The organism is Caballeronia sp. S22, assembly GCF_964261745.1.
Classification (GTDB): Bacteria; Pseudomonadota; Gammaproteobacteria; order Burkholderiales; family Burkholderiaceae; genus Caballeronia; species Caballeronia jiangsuensis.
In genome coordinates, this window is record NZ_OZ180035.1 from 318,354 (window position 1) to 337,323 (window position 18,970).

Here is an 18,970-nt window from a genome sequence, read left to right on the forward strand (position 1 = left end):
ATTGATCCGGTAAACATCTGATGTAAAACGCGCATCGGAAGTTATCCACCGATTCGCGATGCCCTTGTTAACTACTACCACGTATACATACGAACTCTTTTGTTTACTTAAGCAACGTGTCTGCGTTGCTCAAAACCGCAGCGCTCAAGCCGCCGCCGAATGCACCTGTCTCAACCGCTCCCGGCTGTTGCTCAAATGCATGCGCATGGCGGCACGCGCATCGTCCGGATCCTGACGGAGGATCGCCTGATAGATCGCCTTGTGCTCGCTGAGCACGTTGCGCAAGCGCTCGATCTGATCCAGCTCCGCAATCTCCGCTTTACCGAGTCTCGTCCGCGGACTGACACCACGCCCCATCTGGCTCAGCACGTCATAAAAATAGCGGTTGCCGCTCGCCCGCGCGATCTGCAAGTGAAACTCCACGTCGTGCTCCAGCACATCCGTGCTCCCGCTCGTCAGTTGCGCCTCGAAGCGTTTGAGCGCCGCGGCGATCAGCTTGAGATGCGCATCCGTGCGACGTCCGGCGGCGAGCGCAGCGGCCGCGCCTTCCAGATCGATGCGAAATTCGATGATCGCCATGATGTCGAGAAGGCTGGACAGATCCGCGTCCGGCAGACGCACCGCTTCACGATCCTCGGGCGCCCGAATGAACGTGCCGACGCCATGACGCGTTTCGACCACATTCGCCGCCTGCAGGCGCGATACCGCTTCGCGCACGACCGAGCGGCTCACCGATAATTGTTTCATCAGCGCGACTTCGGTCGGGATCTTGTCGCCGGGACGGAGGACGCCACGTTCGATATCCTCGAACAAACTTGCGACGACTTTTTCGGTGAGACTGGCCATGGGTATTCACTGCTGTCTGAGTGTGATTCTGTGAAGGTCGATGCTGCTTCGTTGTCGGACGTCTTCGCTTCGCCTAGGATAAAAGCTCGGGCTGGCACGGCGCGACGGCGCTTACGGATGTCCGACAACACATCTTCCCGCCAGCGGACGTTCCCGTCAATTCGGCCATATGCACATGATGATTCATCCTAGAAATAAGACATCGTATAAGTAGAAGGATGGGAGCCATCGGCAAAGTGCCTGAAATACAAGGAAATAAGGGTTAACGCCGCTGTCGTGTAACCTGAAAATAGCGGTACCCTGTGTTAAGACGTCTGATGACATAACGCTCTCGGACGTGCCGCTTTCCAATCAGATCGCCGTCTTCACAGGGAGGCATCATGCCGTCTTCGTCACCGTATCAACCGCTGCCCAACTCATTCCGAACGTCGCTGCGCGAACGCAAGAAGCTGATCGGCTGCTGGATGTCGCTTGCGAGCCCGATCGTCACCGAGCTTGTCGGCGTGGTCGGCTTCGACTGGATGCTGCTCGACGCGGAGCACGCGCCGAATGACGCGCTCACGCTCATCCCGCAGTTGATGGCGCTGAAGGACAGCCCGAGCGCGCCCGTCGTGCGCCCGCAGGCGAACGATCCGATCGCGATCAAGAAGCTGCTCGACGCGGGCTTCGTGAATTTCCTGATCCCGTTCGTCGACAACGCCGCGCAGGCCGGGCGCGCCGTCGCCGCGACGCGTTATCCTCCTCAGGGCATCCGCGGCGTGTCGGTCGGGCATCGCGGCAATCGCTACGGCACGGTTTCGAACTACTTCCAGGTGGCGAACGACAACATCAGTGTCGCGGTGCAGATCGAAAGCCGCGCGGCGGTCGAAGCAATCGACGAGATCATCGCGGTCGAAGGCGTCGATGCGCTGTTCGTCGGCCCGTCGGATCTCGCGGCGGCGTACGGTCACCTCGGCAACGCAAATCATCCGGACGTTCAGGCGGCCATCGCACACGTGTTCGAGCGCGCGCACGCGGCGGGCAAGCCGAGCGGCATTCTCGCGCCCTTGCAGGAGGACGCCGAGCGCTATCTCGCGATGGGCTGCACGCTCGTCGCCGTGTGCGCGGATCTCGGCATGCTCAGGAACGCGGCACAGGCCGTCAGGAAACACTTCATCCCGGCGTGAGCGCGACAAGCGCTATCCTCGACCGGACCGACACCGAAAATCGACATCAAGGAGCGATACATGCAAAAGGCAGGCTTCATCGGACTGGGCATCATGGGCAATCCCATGGCGGCCAATCTTCTCAAGAACGGCGTCCAGCTCGCGGCATTCACGCGTAGCGGCGTGAGCGCCGATCTCACCGGCGCGGGCGCCACGGCATGCGATTCGCCCGCCGCCGTCGCCGAGAAGGCGGATGTGATCTTCGTGATGGTGCCGGACACGCCGGACGTCGAGCGCGTGCTGTTCGGCGAGAACGGCGTCGCGAGCAAGCTGAAGAGCGGTCAGATCGTCGTCGACATGAGCTCGATTTCGCCGATCGCCACGCGCGAGTTCGCCGCGAAAGTGCGCGAGAAGGGCGCCGATTATCTCGATGCGCCCGTGTCCGGCGGCGAAGTCGGCGCGAAGGCCGCGTCGCTCACGATCATGGTCGGCGGCGCGCAGGCTACCTTCGACAAGGTCAAGCCGCTCTTCGACATGATGGGCAAGAACATCTCGCTGATCGGCGAAGTCGGCGCGGGGCAGGTCTGCAAGGTCGCGAATCAGGTGATCGTCGCGGCGACCATCGAGGCGGTCGGCGAGGCATTGCTGCTCGCGTCGAAAGCGGGCGTCGATGCCGAGAAGGTCCGCACCGCGCTGATGGGCGGCTTCGCGTCGTCGCGCATTCTCGAAGTGCACGGCGAGCGCATGACGAAGCGCACCTTCAATCCGGGCTTTCGCATCGAGCTGCATCAGAAGGATTTGAATCTGGCGCTCGCCACCGCTCAGGCGCTTGGCGTCGCGCTGCCGAACACGTCGAACTGTATGCAGCTTTTCAACGCGTGCGCGGCGCACGGCGGCAAGGCGTGGGATCACTCGGGCATGGTGCGCGCGCTCGAAATCATGGCCAATCACGAGATCGGCCAGAAAGCGAAGTAAGCTCTTCCGCAACTTCGGTGCTGCCGGTCTTGCGCCGGCGGCATCGTCTCAACGCTTCCCGATTGGCGCGAAATGCCCGATCGCGAAGTCGTCAAACTTTCCCCGTATCGCTCCTTACGCCCACGCGAGATCGATGTCCGCGTGCGCCTTCTTGCGTCCATAGCAGTCGGAATCCTGGACGAACGACCGAATACTGCTAGTCATCAGACCTCTTAGCTCAAATCTCCGCATGATGGCCCTACGATGAGTGTTTGACGGTTTAAGTCCGTCATTAAAGGCCAAATGAGAAAAGGGTAAACGCGCAATTGGCAGGATTGCAACGTCGTCCTAGAATGTCATCAGACGACGTACCACATGATTCGCCCGGGAGACGTTTTGAATCCACCTCTTGCCGCACCAACCGCCGACCTGCTCGAATCGGCCAGCTCCAAGGTCAAGCGCCACGTGTTGCCCTTGTTCCTCATCATGTTCATCGCGAACTACATCGATCGTGTGAACGTCGGTTTCGTGAACTCGCACGTGCAGGCCGATCTCGGCATCGGCGCGGCGGCGTACGGTCTCGGCAGCGGCTTGTTCTTCGTCGGGTATGCGCTTTTCGAAGTGCCGTCGAACGTGCTGATGCAGAAGTACGGCGCGCGCGCATGGCTCACGCGGATCATGGGGACGTGGGGCATCGTCGCGGCGGCGATGGCCTTCGTCTGGAACGACACGTCGTTCTATGTGCTGCGCTTTCTGCTGGGCATCGCGGAAGCGGGATTCTTTCCGGGTGTCGTCTACTACTTCACGCAATGGCTGCCGCAGAAGGAGCGCGGCAAGGCGGTCGCCATTTTTCTCGGCGGCTCGGCGTTCGCGTCGGTGCTGTCGGGTCCGATCACCGGCAGTCTGCTGTCGATCAGCGGTTTCGGCCTGCACGGCTGGCAGTGGATGTTCCTGATCGAAGGCGGCTTTTCCGTCTTGCTGTGCGGCGCAAGCTGGATGCTGCTGAAATCGCGCATCAGCGATGCGCACTGGCTGAGCGCCGGCGAACAACGCGCACTGCAACAGGCGATCACGACGGAACAAGCCGAGCGCGAAGCCGCGAGCGGCAGCGCGCACGTCTCCGCGATCAGACTGCTGAAAGATCCGCAGATCGTGCTGTTCTGCTTCCTGTACTTCGCGATCCAGCTCACGATCTACGCGGCGACCTTCTGGCTGCCGACGATCATCCGCAAGATGGGTGGCCTCACCGACTTCCAGGTCGGCCTGTTCAACGCGGTGCCGTGGATGATCGCGATGGTCGCGATGTACTGCTTCGCGCTGCTCTCCGCGCGCTGGCGCTTCCAGCAGGCGTGGCTCGCCGTGGCGCTCGTGATCGCGGCGTGTGGCCTGTTCGCATCGACGACGGGCAACGCGGTGCTCTCGTTCGTCGCGATCTGCTTCTCGGCGATCGGCTTCAAGGCGGCGGCGTCGCTGTTCTGGCCGATTCCGCAGGGCTATCTCGATGCGCGCGTCGCGGCCGGCGTGATCGCGCTCATTAACTCGGTCGGCAATCTCGGCGGCTTCTTCGCTCCCGCGACTTTCGGCTATCTTCAACAACATACGGGTTCGGTGTCGGGCGGCTTGTACGCGCTCGGATTCGCGTCGCTGATCGCGGCTGCCGCAGCCTTCCTCACGCGCAATCGCCGCTCGGACCACTTGCAGGACGGGCACGCGATCCATCGCGGCGCGCACTGACATCACTCGCTCAACTTACAGGATCACGCTCATGTCCACGAAAGCCAATTCCACTCCGAAAGTCACCGAACTGCGCGTCGTGCCGGTTGCCGGCCGCGACAGCATGCTCATGAATCTCTCCGGCGCGCACGGCCCGTTCTTCACGCGCAACATCGTGATCCTGAAGGACAGCGCGGGTAACACGGGCGTCGGTGAAGTGCCGGGCGGCGAAAATATCCGCAAGACGATCGACGATGCGCGCGCCTACGTGGTCGGCCAGTCGATCGGCAACATGCAGGCCGTGCTCAATCAGGTGCGCAAGGCGTTCGCCGATCGCGACGCGGGCGGCCGCGGGCTGCAAACCTTCGATCTGCGCACGACCATTCACGCGGTCACGGCGCTCGAAGCCGCGTTGCTCGATTTGCTCGGCCAGCATCTGGGCGTGCCCGTCGCGGCGCTGCTCGGCGAAGGTCAGCAGCGCGATGAAGTTGAAATGCTCGGCTATCTGTTCTATATCGGCGATCGCAACAAGACGGATCTGCAATACGCGTCCGGCGCGGATGGCCGCGACGACTGGGAGCGCCTGCGCACCGAAGTCGCGCTGACGCCGGAAGCGGTCGTGCGTCTCGCGGAAGCGGCGAAGGCGCGCTACGGTTTCAACGACTTCAAGCTGAAAGGCGGCGTGCTCGCCGGCGACGCGGAAATGGAAGCGGCCACCGCGCTCGCCGAGCGTTTCCCCGAAGCGCGCGTGACGCTCGATCCGAACGGCGCATGGTCGCTCGCCGAAGCGATCCGCCTGTGCCGCGACAAACACGACGTGCTGGCCTACGCGGAAGATCCGTGCGGCGCGGAAAACGGCTATTCGGGCCGCGAAGTGATGGCCGAGTTCCGCCGCGCGACCGGCCTGCCGACGGCGACCAACATGATCGCGACTGACTGGCGTCAGATGGGCCACGCGATCCAGTTGCAATCGGTCGACATTCCGCTCGCCGATCCGCATTTCTGGACGATGCAAGGCTCGGTGCGCGTCGCGCAGATGTGCAACGACTGGGGCCTCACGTGGGGCTCGCACTCGAACAATCACTTCGACGTGTCGCTCGCGATGTTCACGCACGTCGCCGCTGCCGCGCCCGGCAAGATCACGGCGATCGATACGCACTGGATCTGGCAGGACGGCCAGCGTCTGACGCGCGATCCGCTGCAGATCGTCGGCGGCAAGGTGAAGGTGCCGGAAGTGCCGGGTCTGGGCGTCGAGCTGGATATGGACGAAGTGGAGAAGGCGCACGCGCTCTATCAGCAGCACGGCCTCGGCGCGCGCGATGACGGCGTCGCGATGCAGTATCTGATCCCGAACTGGAAGTTCGACAACAAGAAGCCTTGCCTCGTGCGCTGAGGCGCGCTTATTTCTTCAACCGGTCGATGAGCGCGATCGCCGCGGCGGGATTGCGCTCCTTGAAGCCGCTGATGACGTAGAGAAACACATCGCGCGACGCCGCTTTCGGCGCGGGCTTGCCGAAGGTCTGCAAGTCGTCCGGCGAGCCTCCTGCGGCCCACGTTTTCGCGCGCTCGGTCCATCGATCGAGCGCCGCTTTCGCATAGCCCTTCGCCTGCTTTTCGGTCGTACCCATGATGCGTGCATAGACGAAAGGCGCGGTCACATCCGCGATTTGCGGATACTTCGAATCCCCCGCGATCACCACCGCGACGCGATACTTTCGCGCGAGCGCGATAAACGCCGGATCACAAAAACTATCGTGCCGGACTTCGATCGCGTGACGAATCGCGCGCCCTTCGACTTTCGCGGGCAGCAGTTCCAGAAAGCGTTCGAAATCGTCGGGATCGAACTTCTTGGTCGTCGCGAATTGCCAGTTGATCGGGCCGAGCTTGTCCTTCAGTTCGAGCACGCCGCTGCCGAAAAAACGCTCGATCGTGTCGCCCGCTTCGGCGAGCACACGGCGATTCGTCGCGTAGCGCGGCGCCTTGAGAGAGAACACGAAATCGTCGGGTGTTTCGTCTCGCCACTTGATGAATGTCGCCGGCTTTTGCGACCCATAGAACGTGCCGTTCACTTCGATGCTCGTGAGCGCGCGGCTTGCGTGTTCGAGTTCGCGTTTTTGCGCGAGGCCTTCGGGATAAAACGTGCCGCGCCACGGCTCGAACGTCCATCCGCCGATGCCCACGCGGATACGCGCTGTCTTGCTCTTCGATGTAGCCATGAATGCGTTTATTTGCGGCCGACGAGATAGCTGACGCCCTCGGGACCGTACTGCTCCGAGTGCTCGATGTTCGTCGCGAGATGGAAGATGTCGCCCGGGCGATACGTGTTCGCGTCGGCGCCGATGCGGATGGTGAGATCGCCTTCGAGAATCAGCGCCTTGGCTTCGAACGGATGCGCATGAGCATCCATCGAACCGTCCGGCTCGCGCGTCACGGTGACGACTTCGCGAAAGCCTTCGCTGGCAAGAAGTGCGAGAAATTCGTCGCGGTGCATGATGGCCGTTCCGTAGAAAAAGGGAATGCGCGCCCGTTCGTTTCGAACGGACGCGCCGGGTCATGCACTCATGCTAACGCAGTTGAACTGGCTTCGTTGCGCGCTCAGTTGCCGAAGAAGATGTTGCACTGCGGCCCGCGCGTACAGGGTTTAGAGGCTGCGCTGTCCATCGTGTTCATCGTCGTCGCGCCCGCCGCGCCGCGCGTCATCGGCGCGCCGCCGTAGGACATGTCGGTCGATTGGTCCTGTTGCATCGCGCTTTGCTGAGGCGCGCCGGGATCGGTCCAGGTATCGGCGGTGGCCTGTCCTGGGACCTGTGCGGTGCGATAGTAGGTCTGCTGGGCCGAAGCGATGCCGGCAGTGGCGAGTAACGAGGCGGCGAGCACCGCCATGGCGATACGAGATTTCATGTCGACTCCTTGATCGGAAGGCGCGCTCGCGTGATTGACGCGTAACGCTTTTCGCTGATTCGGAACGTTGGACCGCACGGAACGTGCCACGTGTCCTGCATGTGCCATGCGTGGCGCGCCGGCCGAACGGTCATCGGCGCCGGTTCACGGCGTGGCTGCGTGTGCCGTGGCCGGTTCCCGAACTTTTTGATGTGCGATTCACGCACGGCATCTCGCCGATGCGATGCAGACGGAGCGCCGGTGCGCTTGCCGGCGAAAGGGGACCCGCAGGTCCGCAGAAGACGCATGCCGCGCTGCACACTTCGTTATAGGCCGTGGATGTCCGAATGAACAGCACAATTGATCTTGCATCTCCGACACGGTCGCGCGCGTGACATGAGGCTGTCGGTCGCGTCATCGCGGCTTCGGTTCTAGAATGCGAGGCGTGCATCACGCTCACTCACGAACGCAGGGACATCGCGACAATGACCGTCACCATCTACCACAATCCGAAGTGTGGAACCTCGCGCAACACGCTCGAACTGATCCGCAACGCGGGAATCGAGCCGACGGTGATCGAGTACCTGACGCATCCGCCGAGCCGCGAATCGCTCGTCGCGCTGATCGCCCGCGCGGGGCTTTCCGTGCGCGACGCGTTGCGCGAGAAGGGCACGCCGTATGCCGAACTCGGCCTCGACGATCCGAGCCTCACCGACGATCAGCTCATCGACGCGATGCTCGCGCATCCGATCCTCATCAACCGGCCGTTCGTCGAAACGCCGAAGGGCGTGCGGCTGTGCCGTCCGTCGGAGCTCGTGCTCGACATCCTGCCCGAGGCGCAGAAAGGACCGTTCACGAAAGAGGACGGCGAAGTCGTCATCGATGCATCCGGCAAGCGCGTGCGGTAGAGCACATTCGCTCTGGCTGACCGTTACCTGACGTTACCTTTCTGGCAAACCCGTTGCACCTGTATCCGGCATCGCTTTTTAGACTGCACTGACTCACAGAGCACTCGGTGCAAGGAGAAAGCGACATGAAGAAGAAACTTCTTGGAACGGTTATCGGGCTGGCGGGGATCGTGGCACTTGCAATGTCGGCATCGGCGAATGCACATGTCGATGTCGCGGTGGGCGTCGGCGTGCCGGTGTACGCGCAGCCCGCGGTGCCGGTCGGCTATTACGGATATGGCGATGGCTACGGCTACCGTCGCGATGACTGGCGCGAGCGCGAATGGCGCCGTCACGAATGGCGCGAGCGCCGCTGGCATCACGAGATGCGCCGCGAGGAGCGCTGGCGCGACCGTCACGGGTGGTAAAACGCGGGAAATCGCGTAATCGAGCGCGGCGGGCCGAAAGGCTGCGCCGCGTTTTTGCGTCGATGCGCGACCGCATGCCGCACGCCGGACCGTTCAAGCTGCGCCCGTTCGTGCCGTAAATACGTGGGCGATATCGGATACTCGTGCTGCTTTCGCCGCGATCCCTTTGCGCGAAACGCCGTCTTCCTTCAGCACGAGCGATATCCCGTCCACTTTCAGCGATGTTCAGTCCCGTCAGCATCCTCGTCGTCACCGCGTTATCGAGCATTCTCTCGATACTGGTGCTGATTTCGCTGCTCTCGCATGCGATCGCGGGCGTGCGGCGCTGGCTTCTCGCGAATGTGCTCGCAATCGGTTCGCTCGTGCTCTTCGCCGCGCAGAACGTCGCGCCCGCGTGGCTCGGCATCGTCGTGGCGAACCAGTTGCTCGCCGCGACGATCCTGCTCATCTACGAAGGCTGCAACGATTTCTTCGATGTGCGCATGGGTCACGCCCAGCGCTGGACCGGCTGGATCATGTGGCTCGGCGTGATGGCGGGCATCGCGTATTTCACCTATGTCGTGCCGGGTGTGCACGTGCGCGTGGTGATCGTGTCGGCGTTTCATGCCGCCTGCTGTCTCGCGATCGCCGGCCGCGTGCTGCTGGCGCGCCCGAAAGACCGGCCGCGCTACAACTATTTGTTCGTCGTCGGCGCGGCCGCGCTCGGCGCGTTCGGCCACACGGTGCGCGGCGCGATCTACGCCGTGAATCCGCCCGCACAGGCCGCGCTGCTGCAGCCCGGGCCGATGCAGATCACGTTTCTCGCGCTCGGCATTCTCGTGTTGCCGTCGCTGTGCATCGGCCTCGTGATGATGGCGCACGACCGGCTCGCGCAGCGGCTCGAACGGCTCGCGCGCTTCGACGATCTCACCGGCGCGCTGTCGAGAAAAGCATTTCTGGCCACGGCGGCCGAGCGTCTCGCGCGCGCCGGACAGAAACGCGGCCGCGAGTATGTCGCCGTCGTCGATGTCGATCATTTCAAGAGCGTCAACGACCGCTACGGTCACGCGGCGGGCGACGAAGTGCTGCGCCATTTCGCGTCGATCGTGCGAGCGCGCATTCGCGACGACGATGCGTTCGGGCGCATCGGCGGCGAGGAGTTTTGTCTGTTCTGCACGGCGGAGCGTATCGAGGATGTCACCGCGCTCGTCGAGCGTCTGCGCAAGACGGTGGAGGCGACGCCCTGCGATGTGCCCGGCGGCGTGCTGCATTACACCTTCAGCGCGGGCATCGCGGCGTGGGACGGGCACGAACCGCTCGCGTCGCTGATGGCGCGGGCCGACGGCCTGCTCTATGCCGCGAAGGTCGCGGGCCGCAATCGCGTGAAGGCGCCCATCGCGGACGCGCTCGCTTAAACCTCTTCGATATCGCCGTATTTCTGGCGCTCGTCTTCCGGCTTGCTCATCCAGCGCCGCAGAAGACGCTTCTCGACGACGCGCCCGATCGTCATCAGCGCGATCATCAGGATCATCGCGATAAACGCGACGCTCCACACGCCCAGCCCGCAGACGATGCCGACGGCCGCCGTCACCCAGATCGACGCCGCCGTGGTCAGCCCGCGCACGCGGTTCTCGCGCGGATTCTGCAGGATCACGCCCGCGCCGAGAAAGCCGACGCCGGTCACGATGCCCTGCACGGCGCGGGAGACACCCGTGTCGTCGGTGGGCGTCATCGAGAAGCCTTGCGCGCACATCGTCGCGATGCACGCGCCGAGCGACACGAGCCCGAGCGTCTTCATGCCGGTCGGCTTGCCGTGCAGATCGCGGTCGATGCCGATGATGCAGCCGATCAGCATCGCGCTCAGCATGCGCAACACGGCGTCGACGAGAAGAGGGTAGGGAAGCATCGGTGCGAGAAGGTAACCGTAAGCCGCATCATCTTCGCACGGGCGGAAACACGCGCGCAATTTTGGCGCGCTAACGTGGACGATACGAAAGCAAAAAGCGAGGAGACGAAGTGAGCCAACTGCCCAAATTCACGATGGTCGATGCCGCGCCGACGCCCGTCGGCCCTTTCTCGCACGCGGCGGAAGCGGACGGCTGGGTGTTCCTCACCGGCCAGATGCCGACCGATCCGAACGACGATGCCGCGCCGCTGCCTGAAGGCGTCGCGGCGCAGACGCGTCGCGTGATGGACAACCTGGTTCTCGTGCTGAACGGCGTGGGACTGACGCTCGACAACGTGGTCAGCGTGCGCATCTTCCTGACCGAATTCAAGCGCGATTACGACGCGATGAACGCGGTGTATCGCTCGTACTTTCTGCCGAAGCCGCTGCCGGCGCGCACGTGCATCGGCGTGACGGGGCTTGCGCGCGATGCGCTCGTCGAGATCGATTTCGTCGCCAAACGTCCGTAGGCGGCTTCACTTGCGCTTCGACGCATCCACCCAGCGGAAGGTGAGATTGATGCGGTCGCCGCGTGCGCCCGGCTCCTTCGGCACGCGATGCACCCATTCCTGCTGCGTGCGTCCGCGCATCACGAGCAGGCTGCCGTGCGTGAGCGCGAGCGTATGCGTGGCGTGCGTGCGCGCGTGACGGAATTCGAAGGTGCGCGTCGCGCCCAGACTCACCGATGCGATCACGGGTTCCGGGCCGAGTTCGCGTTCCTTGTCGGCATGCCAGCCCATGCTGTCGAGCCCGCCGCGATAGCGGTTCAGCAGCACGCTGTTGAAGCGCGCATCGCACGCGGTTTCGGCGCGCTCGCGCAGATGCGCGACGGCGGGCGTCCACGGCTGCGGCACGTTGCGGATGCCCGAATAGACATAGACCGCGTCCGGCTCGCCTTGCCACGCCGTCAGGCGCGGCAGCGGCACGCGGCCGCCGGGCGTCGTCATCGTGTCCTGCTGCCAGCCGACTTCCGCGATCAGCGCGCCCATCAGATCGGAGCCTTCGTCGGCATCGATCCAGTCCGGATGCCACGCGATGTCGGGCTTGGGAATGTCGTCGAAGAGATCGAACATGGCTGTGTTGCGGGACGGCAGCGGATGAAGCATTCACGATAGCAGAGCCGTGCGCGCCGTGATTGCGAGCTCATTTTCCGGCGCGCAAACACGCTGTGCTACATTTCCCGAAACCATCTCAAAAAAGTCGGGCGAGGGCCGGAACACCGGATTTCGCGCGGCGACGACTCACGGGGAATCACATGAACATCACCGCCGAAGCAAGCGGCGGCGCGGCGCCAGGCCGCCGCATTCTGCTCGTCGACGACAGCGACGACGCGGCGCTTGCCATGTCGATGCTGCTCGAAGCGCTCGGCCACGAAGTGCGCACCGAGCATGACGGCCCGCGCGCGCTCGCATCGATCGACGATTTCAAACCCGATGTGGTCGTGCTCGATATCGGCTTGCCGGGCATGAGCGGCTTCGACGTCGCGCGCGAAATGAGAAAGCGCGAGGCGACCAGAAGTGTGTTGCTGCTCGCGTTGACCGGCTGGGGCAGCGAAGCCGACCGTCAGAGCGCGCTCGACGCGGGCTTCGATCATCATCTGACGAAGCCTGTCGACGTCACCGATCTGGAAGCGCTGCTCGCCCGGCCGCGCGCGTAAGCGCTTTTCTATTCCACGCGCAGCCGCGCCATATACGGCAGGTGATCCGAGAGCCACGCCGTGTCCTGCGTCGGGATGAGCCATTCGACTGGCTTCAGGCCGCGCACGAACATCTTGTCGAGCGCGAGCGCGGGCGAAAACGCCGGAAACGTGCGGCCCGATTCGCCGAGCATCGTCGCGACTTCGTGCATGCCAAGCTCGCCGAAGAGCGGCACGGAGTCGTTGCGCCAGTCGTTGAAATCGCCCGCGAGCACGAGCGGACCTTCCGGCGCTTCCTTCGCGATCCAGTGCGCGATCCAGTTCATCTGACGCAGCCGCGCCTGACGCGTCAGCGCGAGATGCGCGCACAGTAGCGTGATCGACTGCCCGGCGAACGTCGCGCGCGCGACCAGCAACCCGCGCTTTTCGAAGCGGTGTGCCGAGATGTCCCAGCGCCCGGAAAGATCGAGCGGATGCGGCGAAAGAATCGCGTTGCCGTGCCGCCACGATGGCTTGAACACGTTCGGCCCGAGCGCGATCTGCAATTCAAGCGCGGTGGCGATCTCGGTCGCCTGGCAATGCCAGACATCGTCGAGCGGCGCATTGAGCGGCTTGCCGAAGCCGCTTGCGAGCATCGGCTGCGGCATGCGCCGCGCCATCGCTTCCTGAAGGAAATAGACGTCCGCGTTGGTGGTCTGAACCCACCGCTGCATCGCTGTCCACGCGCGCAGGCCGAGGGGCGATCGTCCCTTGTGCAGATTCCAGCTCACCGCCGTGAAATCCGGCGTGGCCGAACGAGTGGACGGACCTGGCGGAAGATGTTCTGGGTTTCGCATGCGTTCTTTGTCTTGAGCGGCGGCCTTTGAAGGCTATGTCACCGCGGTTGTCATTGCGCCGCCGTCGATGAACCCAGGCTCGCGCGCACCCGATAGGCGAGCGACGGGTTGCTGTCGATGATCTGCCATTGCCCCCATTCGCCCGGCTTGAGCACGAGGCCCGGATGCGACCCGCTCACTTGACGCGGCACCGGCGGCAGCTTGCAGCCGGAGGACGTCACACGCGTGCTGTCCTCCTGCAAGGTTTCCTGCGCGTCGATGGCGAGCGTGACGTCGTCGGCGCTGGCGTGCGTCGGCGAGACGGTGATCGTGCGTTGCAGGTCGATATCGCCCGCGGGCTGATCCGCGCAGCCGACGCGGTTCTGCACCTTGTTGTGATGCGTATCCGTGCGCGCCTGGCCGACGTTCGTCGTGCCGGAAAACGAGTCGATCTGTTGGCCGTCGCGCACGACCTGCAATTCCCACGTCACCGGCTGCGACGCCGTGGTTTGCGCATACGCGCCGAGCGTGGCGAAACACGCGAGCGTCACGAGCGCGGTATTCAAAAGAGCGGTGCGTATCGTTTTATGCATTGAAAGCGACTCCTGCGCGCGGACTGTTCGGATGGCGGCGCGCTTCGAAAAGCGCCCGCCGGATCGGCGATCCTCGGCGACTTCCTTGTGACACGGCGGTGCGGGCCGGGTTCAGCCGCCCGCTGAAATACACGTTTGAGGGCAGAGCAGATTTCGAACCCGCTCACTGTCTCGATCCCGACGATGATACTAGCGCGCGCCGATCGTGGCTTTATCGGGGAAAACGGGCGTCCGGATTAGCAGCACACGTGTGCGACTGCTCGCTTGCACGCGGTTTTGGCGTCGATACACTGGACTCGTCGACCATAAAAAATGACGGGGTGTGACATGACGACAGCCGTGGTCAAACAGGAACTGGCGGTGGCGTCGTTCAGCAAGGTCTACAGTCTCGACGATGTGGAATCCGCGCTCAACGATCTGTCCGAAGGCGCGAGCGACGCCTTGCGCGCTACCTACGAAAAGATGCTCAAGGTGGGCAATCTGCGCTTTTGCGTGAAGCCGAACCGCATGCCGTCTGTCGACGATCTCGCCGCCGATCTGCCGAATTTCGAAGAGCCGCTCGCCGATATCCGCAAGCAGATCGCGCTGTGCCTCGAAACCGAGGATCGCCTCGAACTCATGCCGATGCTGCTGCTCGGCGAGCCGGGCATCGGCAAGACGCATTTCGCGAAGCAGCTCGCGCGGTTGCTCGGCACGTCCAGTCATTACGTGGCGATGAGCTCGCTCACGGCGGGCTGGATTCTGTCGGGCGCGTCGTCGCAGTGGCGCAACGCCAAGCCCGGCAAGGTCTTCGACGCGCTCGTCAACGGCAGCTATGCGAACCCGGTGATCACCGTCGATGAAATCGACAAGGCCACCGGCGACGCGCAATACGACCCGCTCGGCGCGCTCTACGCGCTGCTCGAACACGACACGGCGCAGACTTTCATCGATGAATTCGCCGAAGTGCCGATCAACGCGGGCAATGTCGTATGGATCGCGACGGCCAACGACGCGCGCGCGATTCCCGAGCCGCTCATGAACCGCATGAACGTCTACGAGATTCCGCCGCCGGATCGCGAAGGCGCGCGACGCATCGCGCAGTCGATTTACGCCGAAATCCGCAATGCCCACGCTTGGGGCGCGCGCTTCCCGGAAACGCTCGGCGATGCGCCGCTCGACGCGCTCGCGCAGGCGTCGCCGCGCGGCATCCGGCGCGCGATTCTCAACGCGTTCGGCAACGCGCGTATCGACCAAAGGCATCACATCGAGGCGCGCGACATCCAGCTCGACCGCAATTCGCGCAAGAAAGCGATCGGTTTCTAAAAAACCTTCGATCGCGAATTTGCCAAAAAGGCCGCCAAAACCTGTCATTTTTGACATCTGGCGGCCAGATTCTTGCCTTTTTCTGAATTACACCGGAAAACGGTAGGATCGATGTGCGTTTGTTGTGTATCCCGCAATAGTCCCGAACGTAAAATAGTTGGGGTGTATCTGCGGCGGAAAAAAGACATGGATCGGATCGAGTGCGTAGTAATCGGAGCGGGCGTCGTCGGACTGGCGATCGCTCGCGCCCTGGCAATGCGCGGACGCGAAGTCATCGTGCTGGAATCGGGCGGGGGCATCGGCATCGGTACGAGTTCGCGCAACAGCGAGGTGATTCACGCGGGCATCTACTATCCGCGCGGATCGCAGAAGGCCGAGTTGTGCCTGCGCGGGCGCGACATGCTCTACGAGTTCTGCCGTGAGCACGGCGTGCCGCACCGGCAATGCGGCAAGCTGCTCGTCGCCACGGCGCGCAATCAGGTGCCGCAACTGGCGGCGCTGCAGCAGAAGGGCATCGAGAATCGCGTCAAGGGGCTCGAACGCATCAGCGGGGCGCAGGCGGCGGAGATGGAGCCGCAACTGCAATGCGTCGAGGCGGTGTGGTCGCCGCTGACAGGTATCGTCGACAGTCATCAGTACATGCTGGCGCTACAGGGTCAGGCGGAGAACCACGGCGCGAACATCGTGTTCCATACGCCGGTCGCTTCCATCGATGCGCGCGAGGGCTGCTTCATCGTCGAGACGGGCGGCGAGTCGCCCGCGCGTTTCCGCGCGTCGTATCTGATCAACAGCGCGGGACTGCACGCGAACGCGATCGCGCGCAGCATTCGCGGTCTCGACGACCGCCACGTGCCGCCGCTCTACTTCGCCAAGGGCAATTACTTCAGCGTGAGCGGACGCGCGCCGTTCGAGCGGCTGATTTATCCGATGCCCAACGAAGCAGGCCTCGGCGTGCATCTCACGATCGATCTCGGCGGGCAGGCGAAATTCGGCCCGGACGTCGAATGGGTGCAGGCGCTCAATTACGATGTCGATCCGCGCCGCGCCGATTCCTTCTACGCCGCGATTCGCGCGTACTGGCCCGGTCTGCCCGACGACGCATTGCAGCCTGCCTACGCGGGCATCCGGCCGAAGCTCTCCGGTCCGGGTCAGGCCGCGGCGGATTTCGTGATTCAGGGCAAGTCGGCGCACGGCGTGCCGGGGCTCGTGAACCTGTTCGGCATCGAATCGCCGGGATTGACCGCATCGCTCGCGATCGCCGAGCGCGTGGCGGATATGGCGCGCTAGCTTACATGCGACTTTCCGCCGTCCCTTATCTCTAACATTTGGCGTCGTCGCGTCGCTCGCAGGTTGTTATGCTCGGATTTCGCCGTCGCCCAAGAACGGCGCTATTCCCCCAATACAACATGGAGCGAGTCACCATGAAGACATCACGTCGCGCGTTTCTCATCACCAGCGCGGGCGTCGCCTCGACGTTCGCGCTCGGCTCCCGGGCAGCCTTCGCCGCCGACGCGCCGAAAGTCGCCGAGAGCGATCCCACCGCGCAGGCACTCGGCTACAAGGAAGACGCGAGCAAGGTCGACAAGGCCAAGTTCGCGAAGTACGCCGCCGGGCAGGACTGCGGCAACTGTCAGTTCTATCAGGGCAAGCCGACGGACGCCTTCGCGCCGTGCCCGATGTTCAGCAACAAGCAGGTCGCATCGAAGGGCTGGTGCAGCGCGTATGTGAAGAAGGCATAAGCGCAAAGGACATCGCACGAAAAGCGCGCCCGGCCGAAAGGTCCGGCGCGCTTTTCTTCGTTCGCAATTCGCTTGATCGCGATAAAAACCGTCTTTACACTCGCCAAGGCAAAAAGAGCCGCGCGTGCGCATCTTTAGATTGACGCGAACAGAGCGCGGACAGACCTAACGCCGATCGATGCACACACAGGGGATCGCATGCCAGGAAGACGACTGAACGCGCGCGCCGTGACGGCGGCGGTCATCGGCAACGCGCTGGAGTGGTACGACTTCACCGTGTTCGGTTTCATGACGGTCGTCATCGCCCGCTTGTTCTTTCCGAGCGACAGCGAATACGCGTCGATTCTTCTGACCACCGCGACCTTCGGCGTCGCGTTCGTGATGCGGCCGGTGGGCGGCATCGTTCTCGGTCTCTATGCCGATCGCGCGGGGCGCAAAGCGGCGCTGACGCTCGTGATCGGACTCATGACGCTGGGCATCCTGCTGCTCGCGATAGCGCCGCCGTATTCGGCGATCGGCATCGGCGCGCCGATCGTCATCGTGTTCGCGAGGCTGTTGCAGGGATTCTCCGCGGGCGGCGAGTTCGGCAGTTCGACCGCGTTGCTGATCGAAGCGGCGCCGTTCTCGAAGCGCGGCTTCTACGGCAGTTTCCAGATGGCGAGCCAGGCCGCTTCGTTGCTGCTCGGCGCGATCGTCGGTGCGGCGATCTCGCGCGGTCTTTCGCCCGAAGCGCTCGATGCCTGGGGATGGCGCGTGCCGTTCATCTTCGGTCTCGTGATCGGGCCGATCGGTTTGTATATCCGCCGGAACATGGCCGATACCGAAGCGTTCCTGCACGCGAAGAAGACCGCGCGCCGCGCGACGCTCGGCGAAGTGTTCAGCACGCATGGCCGCGAAGTGCTGTGCGGGCTCGGCTCGGTGATCGCGCTGACGGTGACCGTGTATGTGCTGATCGCCTATCTGCCGACCTTCGCCGTCAAGCAACTGAAGCTGCCGTTCGGGCAGTCGTTCACGGCGTTGATCGTCGGCAATCTGCTCTTGACGGTGCTTTCGCCGGTTGCGGGCGCGTGGTCGGATCGCATCGGACGCAAAGGGCTTTCGCTGTGGTCGCTCGCGATCACGCTCGTCGTGATCTATCCGCTCTTCGCGTGGCTCGCGGCGGAGCCGAGCGTGATGCGGCTCGTCATCGTGCAGGCCGTGCTGTCGATCGCGCTCTCGGGCTACTATGGGCCGTTCGGCGCGCTCATCGCCGAGCTGTTTCCAGCGCACGTGCGCTCGACGGGGCTCTCACTCGCGTACAACATCGCGGTCATGATCTTCGGCGGCTTCGGACAGTTCATCGTGACGTGGCTCATTCGCGTCACGGGATCGCAACTCGCGCCCACCTTTTACGTGATGGGCGGGATCGTGCTCTCGTTGATCGCGGTGGCGTGCATTCCGGCGACGCGCCACGCGGACGTCGATGAAGCGCGCGATTTCACCCGCTAGGCGACATCAAATGAAAGTCATCGAAAGTGGCAAATTCACGGCCGACCGCGCTTGGGGCGCGCTCGATATCTGCGTGATGAACGGCACGTCATGCCGTCTGCACTGGACGGACAAGCCGTACAAATGGCACGTGAACGACGGTGAGGAAGTGTTCGCCGTGACGCAGGGCGAAGTGCGGATGCACGTGCGCGGCGGCGAAGGCGAGCGCGTTCTGACGCTGCGCGCGGGCGATATCTTTCACGCGCAAGCCGGCGATGAGCATTTCGCCGAACCCGTCGGCGAAGCGCGCATTCTGGTGATCGAGAAGGAAGGGAGCGTGTGAGGCCTTAGCGTTCCAGACCCGCCTTCACCAGCAACTCCGCCAGCACTTCCGTCATCCCGCCTTCATGCGCCTCGGCGCGCTCTTTCAGTTGCTTCGCGAGCTTTTCATCGAGCTTGCATGCGAACGGCACGAGACCCTTCGCCTGATCGAGCTTGCGCTGTTCGCGGCGATCGGTTTTTTGCGCGTCCGCGCCGCCCGCGCGTGCGCGGCCGCCTTGCTTCAGATCGTTGGCCAGTTTGAATGCCTTGGTCTGTTCCAGTTGAAATTTGTTTACGCGATGCTCCAGGGGCGAGGA

General features: G+C 63.5%; 23 protein-coding genes. 14 read left to right on the forward strand and 9 right to left on the reverse strand.

The window, feature by feature from the left end:
• Positions 1-144: 144 nt before the first annotated feature.
• Positions 145-846 carry a FadR/GntR family transcriptional regulator gene (locus tag ACEN42_RS01470; protein ID WP_371880478.1) on the reverse strand — a complete coding sequence of 234 codons (702 nt, stop codon included), beginning with the start codon at positions 844-846 and terminating at the stop codon, positions 145-147.
• A gap of 380 nt (positions 847-1,226) precedes the next feature.
• On the opposite strand from ACEN42_RS01470, the gene garL reads away from it, so the two are divergent.
• The 4 genes from garL (at position 1,227) to gudD (ending at position 6,051) form a co-directional block, all read left to right on the forward strand.
• Positions 1,227-2,012 (forward strand): 2-dehydro-3-deoxyglucarate aldolase, encoded by a 786-nt coding sequence (gene garL / locus ACEN42_RS01475; protein WP_371880479.1) that lies wholly within the window; start codon positions 1,227-1,229, stop codon positions 2,010-2,012.
• Between the two features lie 60 nt (positions 2,013-2,072).
• Positions 2,073-2,966: a 2-hydroxy-3-oxopropionate reductase gene (locus tag ACEN42_RS01480; protein WP_035509464.1), complete on the forward strand. Its 894-nt coding sequence runs from the start codon at positions 2,073-2,075 to the stop codon at positions 2,964-2,966.
• Between the two features lie 354 nt (positions 2,967-3,320).
• On the forward strand, positions 3,321-4,679 hold the full coding sequence (locus tag ACEN42_RS01485; RefSeq protein ID WP_371880480.1) for an MFS transporter: 1,359 nt from the start codon (positions 3,321-3,323) through the stop codon (positions 4,677-4,679).
• 31 nt (positions 4,680-4,710) lie between these two features.
• Complete coding sequence (gene gudD, locus ACEN42_RS01490) at positions 4,711-6,051, forward strand: glucarate dehydratase (RefSeq protein ID WP_035509459.1); 1,341 nt, start codon at positions 4,711-4,713, stop codon at positions 6,049-6,051.
• Positions 6,052-6,058: 7 nt separating this feature from the next.
• Here gudD and ACEN42_RS01495 read toward each other — a convergent pair whose 3' ends face one another.
• The 3 genes from ACEN42_RS01495 to ACEN42_RS01505 form a co-directional block, all read right to left on the reverse strand.
• Entirely contained in the window at positions 6,059-6,874 is an 816-nt protein-coding gene (locus ACEN42_RS01495; RefSeq protein ID WP_371880481.1) for a DUF72 domain-containing protein, read from the reverse strand.
• An 8-nt stretch (positions 6,875-6,882) separates the two neighbouring features.
• Positions 6,883-7,149 (reverse strand): cupin domain-containing protein, encoded by a 267-nt coding sequence (locus ACEN42_RS01500; RefSeq protein WP_371880482.1) that lies wholly within the window; start codon positions 7,147-7,149, stop codon positions 6,883-6,885.
• Between the two features lie 104 nt (positions 7,150-7,253).
• Positions 7,254-7,559, reverse strand: coding sequence for a hypothetical protein (locus ACEN42_RS01505; protein WP_238217991.1), 306 nt, complete (start codon positions 7,557-7,559; stop codon positions 7,254-7,256).
• Positions 7,560-8,023: 464 nt separating this feature from the next.
• On the opposite strand from ACEN42_RS01505, the gene arsC reads away from it, so the two are divergent.
• The 3 genes from arsC to ACEN42_RS01520 all read left to right on the forward strand — a co-directional run bounded on the left by arsC (position 8,024) and on the right by ACEN42_RS01520 (position 10,247).
• A complete protein-coding gene (gene arsC, locus ACEN42_RS01510; RefSeq protein ID WP_371880483.1) occupies positions 8,024-8,446 on the forward strand; it encodes an arsenate reductase (glutaredoxin) in 423 nt (140 codons plus the stop codon).
• A gap of 125 nt (positions 8,447-8,571) precedes the next feature.
• Complete coding sequence (locus ACEN42_RS01515; RefSeq protein ID WP_035509499.1) at positions 8,572-8,853, forward strand: hypothetical protein; 282 nt, start codon at positions 8,572-8,574, stop codon at positions 8,851-8,853.
• Between the two features lie 221 nt (positions 8,854-9,074).
• Positions 9,075-10,247: a GGDEF domain-containing protein gene (locus ACEN42_RS01520; RefSeq protein ID WP_371880484.1), complete on the forward strand. Its 1,173-nt coding sequence runs from the start codon at positions 9,075-9,077 to the stop codon at positions 10,245-10,247.
• Here ACEN42_RS01520 and ACEN42_RS01525 read toward each other — a convergent pair.
• Positions 10,244-10,738 (reverse strand): MgtC/SapB family protein, encoded by a 495-nt coding sequence (locus ACEN42_RS01525; protein WP_371880485.1) that lies wholly within the window; start codon positions 10,736-10,738, stop codon positions 10,244-10,246. The genes ACEN42_RS01520 and ACEN42_RS01525 overlap by 4 nt on opposite strands.
• A 110-nt stretch (positions 10,739-10,848) precedes the next feature.
• Here ACEN42_RS01525 and ACEN42_RS01530 point away from each other — a divergent pair, with 110 nt between their 5' ends.
• Positions 10,849-11,247 (forward strand): RidA family protein, encoded by a 399-nt coding sequence (locus ACEN42_RS01530; protein ID WP_035509438.1) that lies wholly within the window; start codon positions 10,849-10,851, stop codon positions 11,245-11,247.
• Positions 11,248-11,253: 6 nt separating this feature from the next.
• On the opposite strand, the gene ACEN42_RS01535 is transcribed toward ACEN42_RS01530, so the two are convergent.
• Entirely contained in the window at positions 11,254-11,850 is a 597-nt protein-coding gene (locus tag ACEN42_RS01535; protein WP_371880486.1) for an alpha-ketoglutarate-dependent dioxygenase AlkB, read from the reverse strand.
• 182 nt (positions 11,851-12,032) lie between these two features.
• On the opposite strand from ACEN42_RS01535, the gene ACEN42_RS01540 reads away from it, so the two are divergent.
• Positions 12,033-12,434 carry a response regulator gene (locus ACEN42_RS01540; protein ID WP_309881634.1) on the forward strand — a complete coding sequence of 134 codons (402 nt, stop codon included), beginning with the start codon at positions 12,033-12,035 and terminating at the stop codon, positions 12,432-12,434.
• Positions 12,435-12,442: 8 nt separating this feature from the next.
• Here ACEN42_RS01540 and ACEN42_RS01545 read toward each other — a convergent pair whose 3' ends face one another.
• Together ACEN42_RS01545 and ACEN42_RS01550 are read right to left on the reverse strand one after the other, a co-directional pair.
• Positions 12,443-13,249 (reverse strand): endonuclease/exonuclease/phosphatase family protein, encoded by an 807-nt coding sequence (locus tag ACEN42_RS01545; RefSeq protein ID WP_238217997.1) that lies wholly within the window; start codon positions 13,247-13,249, stop codon positions 12,443-12,445.
• Between the two features lie 50 nt (positions 13,250-13,299).
• Positions 13,300-13,821, reverse strand: coding sequence for a hypothetical protein (locus ACEN42_RS01550; RefSeq protein ID WP_238295122.1), 522 nt, complete (start codon positions 13,819-13,821; stop codon positions 13,300-13,302).
• Positions 13,822-14,148: 327 nt separating this feature from the next.
• On the opposite strand from ACEN42_RS01550, the gene ACEN42_RS01555 reads away from it, so the two are divergent.
• From ACEN42_RS01555 to ACEN42_RS01575, 5 genes are all read left to right on the forward strand, one after another.
• Complete coding sequence (locus ACEN42_RS01555) at positions 14,149-15,126, forward strand: AAA family ATPase (protein ID WP_371880487.1); 978 nt, start codon at positions 14,149-14,151, stop codon at positions 15,124-15,126.
• A gap of 186 nt (positions 15,127-15,312) precedes the next feature.
• Positions 15,313-16,413 carry an NAD(P)/FAD-dependent oxidoreductase gene (locus ACEN42_RS01560; protein ID WP_371880488.1) on the forward strand — a complete coding sequence of 367 codons (1,101 nt, stop codon included), beginning with the start codon at positions 15,313-15,315 and terminating at the stop codon, positions 16,411-16,413.
• A gap of 134 nt (positions 16,414-16,547) precedes the next feature.
• On the forward strand, positions 16,548-16,865 hold the full coding sequence (locus tag ACEN42_RS01565; protein WP_035509424.1) for a high-potential iron-sulfur protein: 318 nt from the start codon (positions 16,548-16,550) through the stop codon (positions 16,863-16,865).
• A gap of 198 nt (positions 16,866-17,063) precedes the next feature.
• Positions 17,064-18,353, forward strand: coding sequence for an MFS transporter (locus tag ACEN42_RS01570; protein ID WP_238217998.1), 1,290 nt, complete (start codon positions 17,064-17,066; stop codon positions 18,351-18,353).
• Between the two features lie 10 nt (positions 18,354-18,363).
• Positions 18,364-18,675 (forward strand): cupin domain-containing protein, encoded by a 312-nt coding sequence (locus tag ACEN42_RS01575; protein WP_371880489.1) that lies wholly within the window; start codon positions 18,364-18,366, stop codon positions 18,673-18,675.
• Positions 18,676-18,679: 4 nt separating this feature from the next.
• Here ACEN42_RS01575 and ACEN42_RS01580 read toward each other — a convergent pair whose 3' ends face one another.
• Complete coding sequence (locus tag ACEN42_RS01580; RefSeq protein ID WP_284508889.1) at positions 18,680-18,961, reverse strand: hypothetical protein; 282 nt, start codon at positions 18,959-18,961, stop codon at positions 18,680-18,682.
• Positions 18,962-18,970: the final 9 nt, after the last annotated feature.

Coding starts and splice junctions, on each gene's coding strand:
- ACEN42_RS01470 (WP_371880478.1), bottom strand. CDS start 846: ATGGCCAGTCTCACCGAAAAAGTCGTCGCAAGTTTGTTCGAGGATATC.
- garL (WP_371880479.1), top strand. CDS start 1,227: ATGCCGTCTTCGTCACCGTATCAACCGCTGCCCAACTCATTCCGAACG.
- ACEN42_RS01480 (WP_035509464.1), top strand. CDS start 2,073: ATGCAAAAGGCAGGCTTCATCGGACTGGGCATCATGGGCAATCCCATG.
- ACEN42_RS01485 (WP_371880480.1), top strand. CDS start 3,321: ATGATTCGCCCGGGAGACGTTTTGAATCCACCTCTTGCCGCACCAACC.
- gudD (WP_035509459.1), top strand. CDS start 4,711: ATGTCCACGAAAGCCAATTCCACTCCGAAAGTCACCGAACTGCGCGTC.
- ACEN42_RS01495 (WP_371880481.1), bottom strand. CDS start 6,874: ATGGCTACATCGAAGAGCAAGACAGCGCGTATCCGCGTGGGCATCGGC.
- ACEN42_RS01500 (WP_371880482.1), bottom strand. CDS start 7,149: ATGCACCGCGACGAATTTCTCGCACTTCTTGCCAGCGAAGGCTTTCGC.
- ACEN42_RS01505 (WP_238217991.1), bottom strand. CDS start 7,559: ATGAAATCTCGTATCGCCATGGCGGTGCTCGCCGCCTCGTTACTCGCC.
- arsC (WP_371880483.1), top strand. CDS start 8,024: ATGACCGTCACCATCTACCACAATCCGAAGTGTGGAACCTCGCGCAAC.
- ACEN42_RS01515 (WP_035509499.1), top strand. CDS start 8,572: ATGAAGAAGAAACTTCTTGGAACGGTTATCGGGCTGGCGGGGATCGTG.
- ACEN42_RS01520 (WP_371880484.1), top strand. CDS start 9,075: ATGTTCAGTCCCGTCAGCATCCTCGTCGTCACCGCGTTATCGAGCATT.
- ACEN42_RS01525 (WP_371880485.1), bottom strand. CDS start 10,738: ATGCTTCCCTACCCTCTTCTCGTCGACGCCGTGTTGCGCATGCTGAGC.
- ACEN42_RS01535 (WP_371880486.1), bottom strand. CDS start 11,850: ATGTTCGATCTCTTCGACGACATTCCCAAGCCCGACATCGCGTGGCAT.
- ACEN42_RS01540 (WP_309881634.1), top strand. CDS start 12,033: ATGAACATCACCGCCGAAGCAAGCGGCGGCGCGGCGCCAGGCCGCCGC.
- ACEN42_RS01545 (WP_238217997.1), bottom strand. CDS start 13,249: ATGCGAAACCCAGAACATCTTCCGCCAGGTCCGTCCACTCGTTCGGCC.
- ACEN42_RS01550 (WP_238295122.1), bottom strand. CDS start 13,821: ATGCATAAAACGATACGCACCGCTCTTTTGAATACCGCGCTCGTGACG.
- ACEN42_RS01555 (WP_371880487.1), top strand. CDS start 14,149: ATGACGACAGCCGTGGTCAAACAGGAACTGGCGGTGGCGTCGTTCAGC.
- ACEN42_RS01560 (WP_371880488.1), top strand. CDS start 15,313: ATGGATCGGATCGAGTGCGTAGTAATCGGAGCGGGCGTCGTCGGACTG.
- ACEN42_RS01565 (WP_035509424.1), top strand. CDS start 16,548: ATGAAGACATCACGTCGCGCGTTTCTCATCACCAGCGCGGGCGTCGCC.
- ACEN42_RS01570 (WP_238217998.1), top strand. CDS start 17,064: ATGCCAGGAAGACGACTGAACGCGCGCGCCGTGACGGCGGCGGTCATC.
- ACEN42_RS01575 (WP_371880489.1), top strand. CDS start 18,364: ATGAAAGTCATCGAAAGTGGCAAATTCACGGCCGACCGCGCTTGGGGC.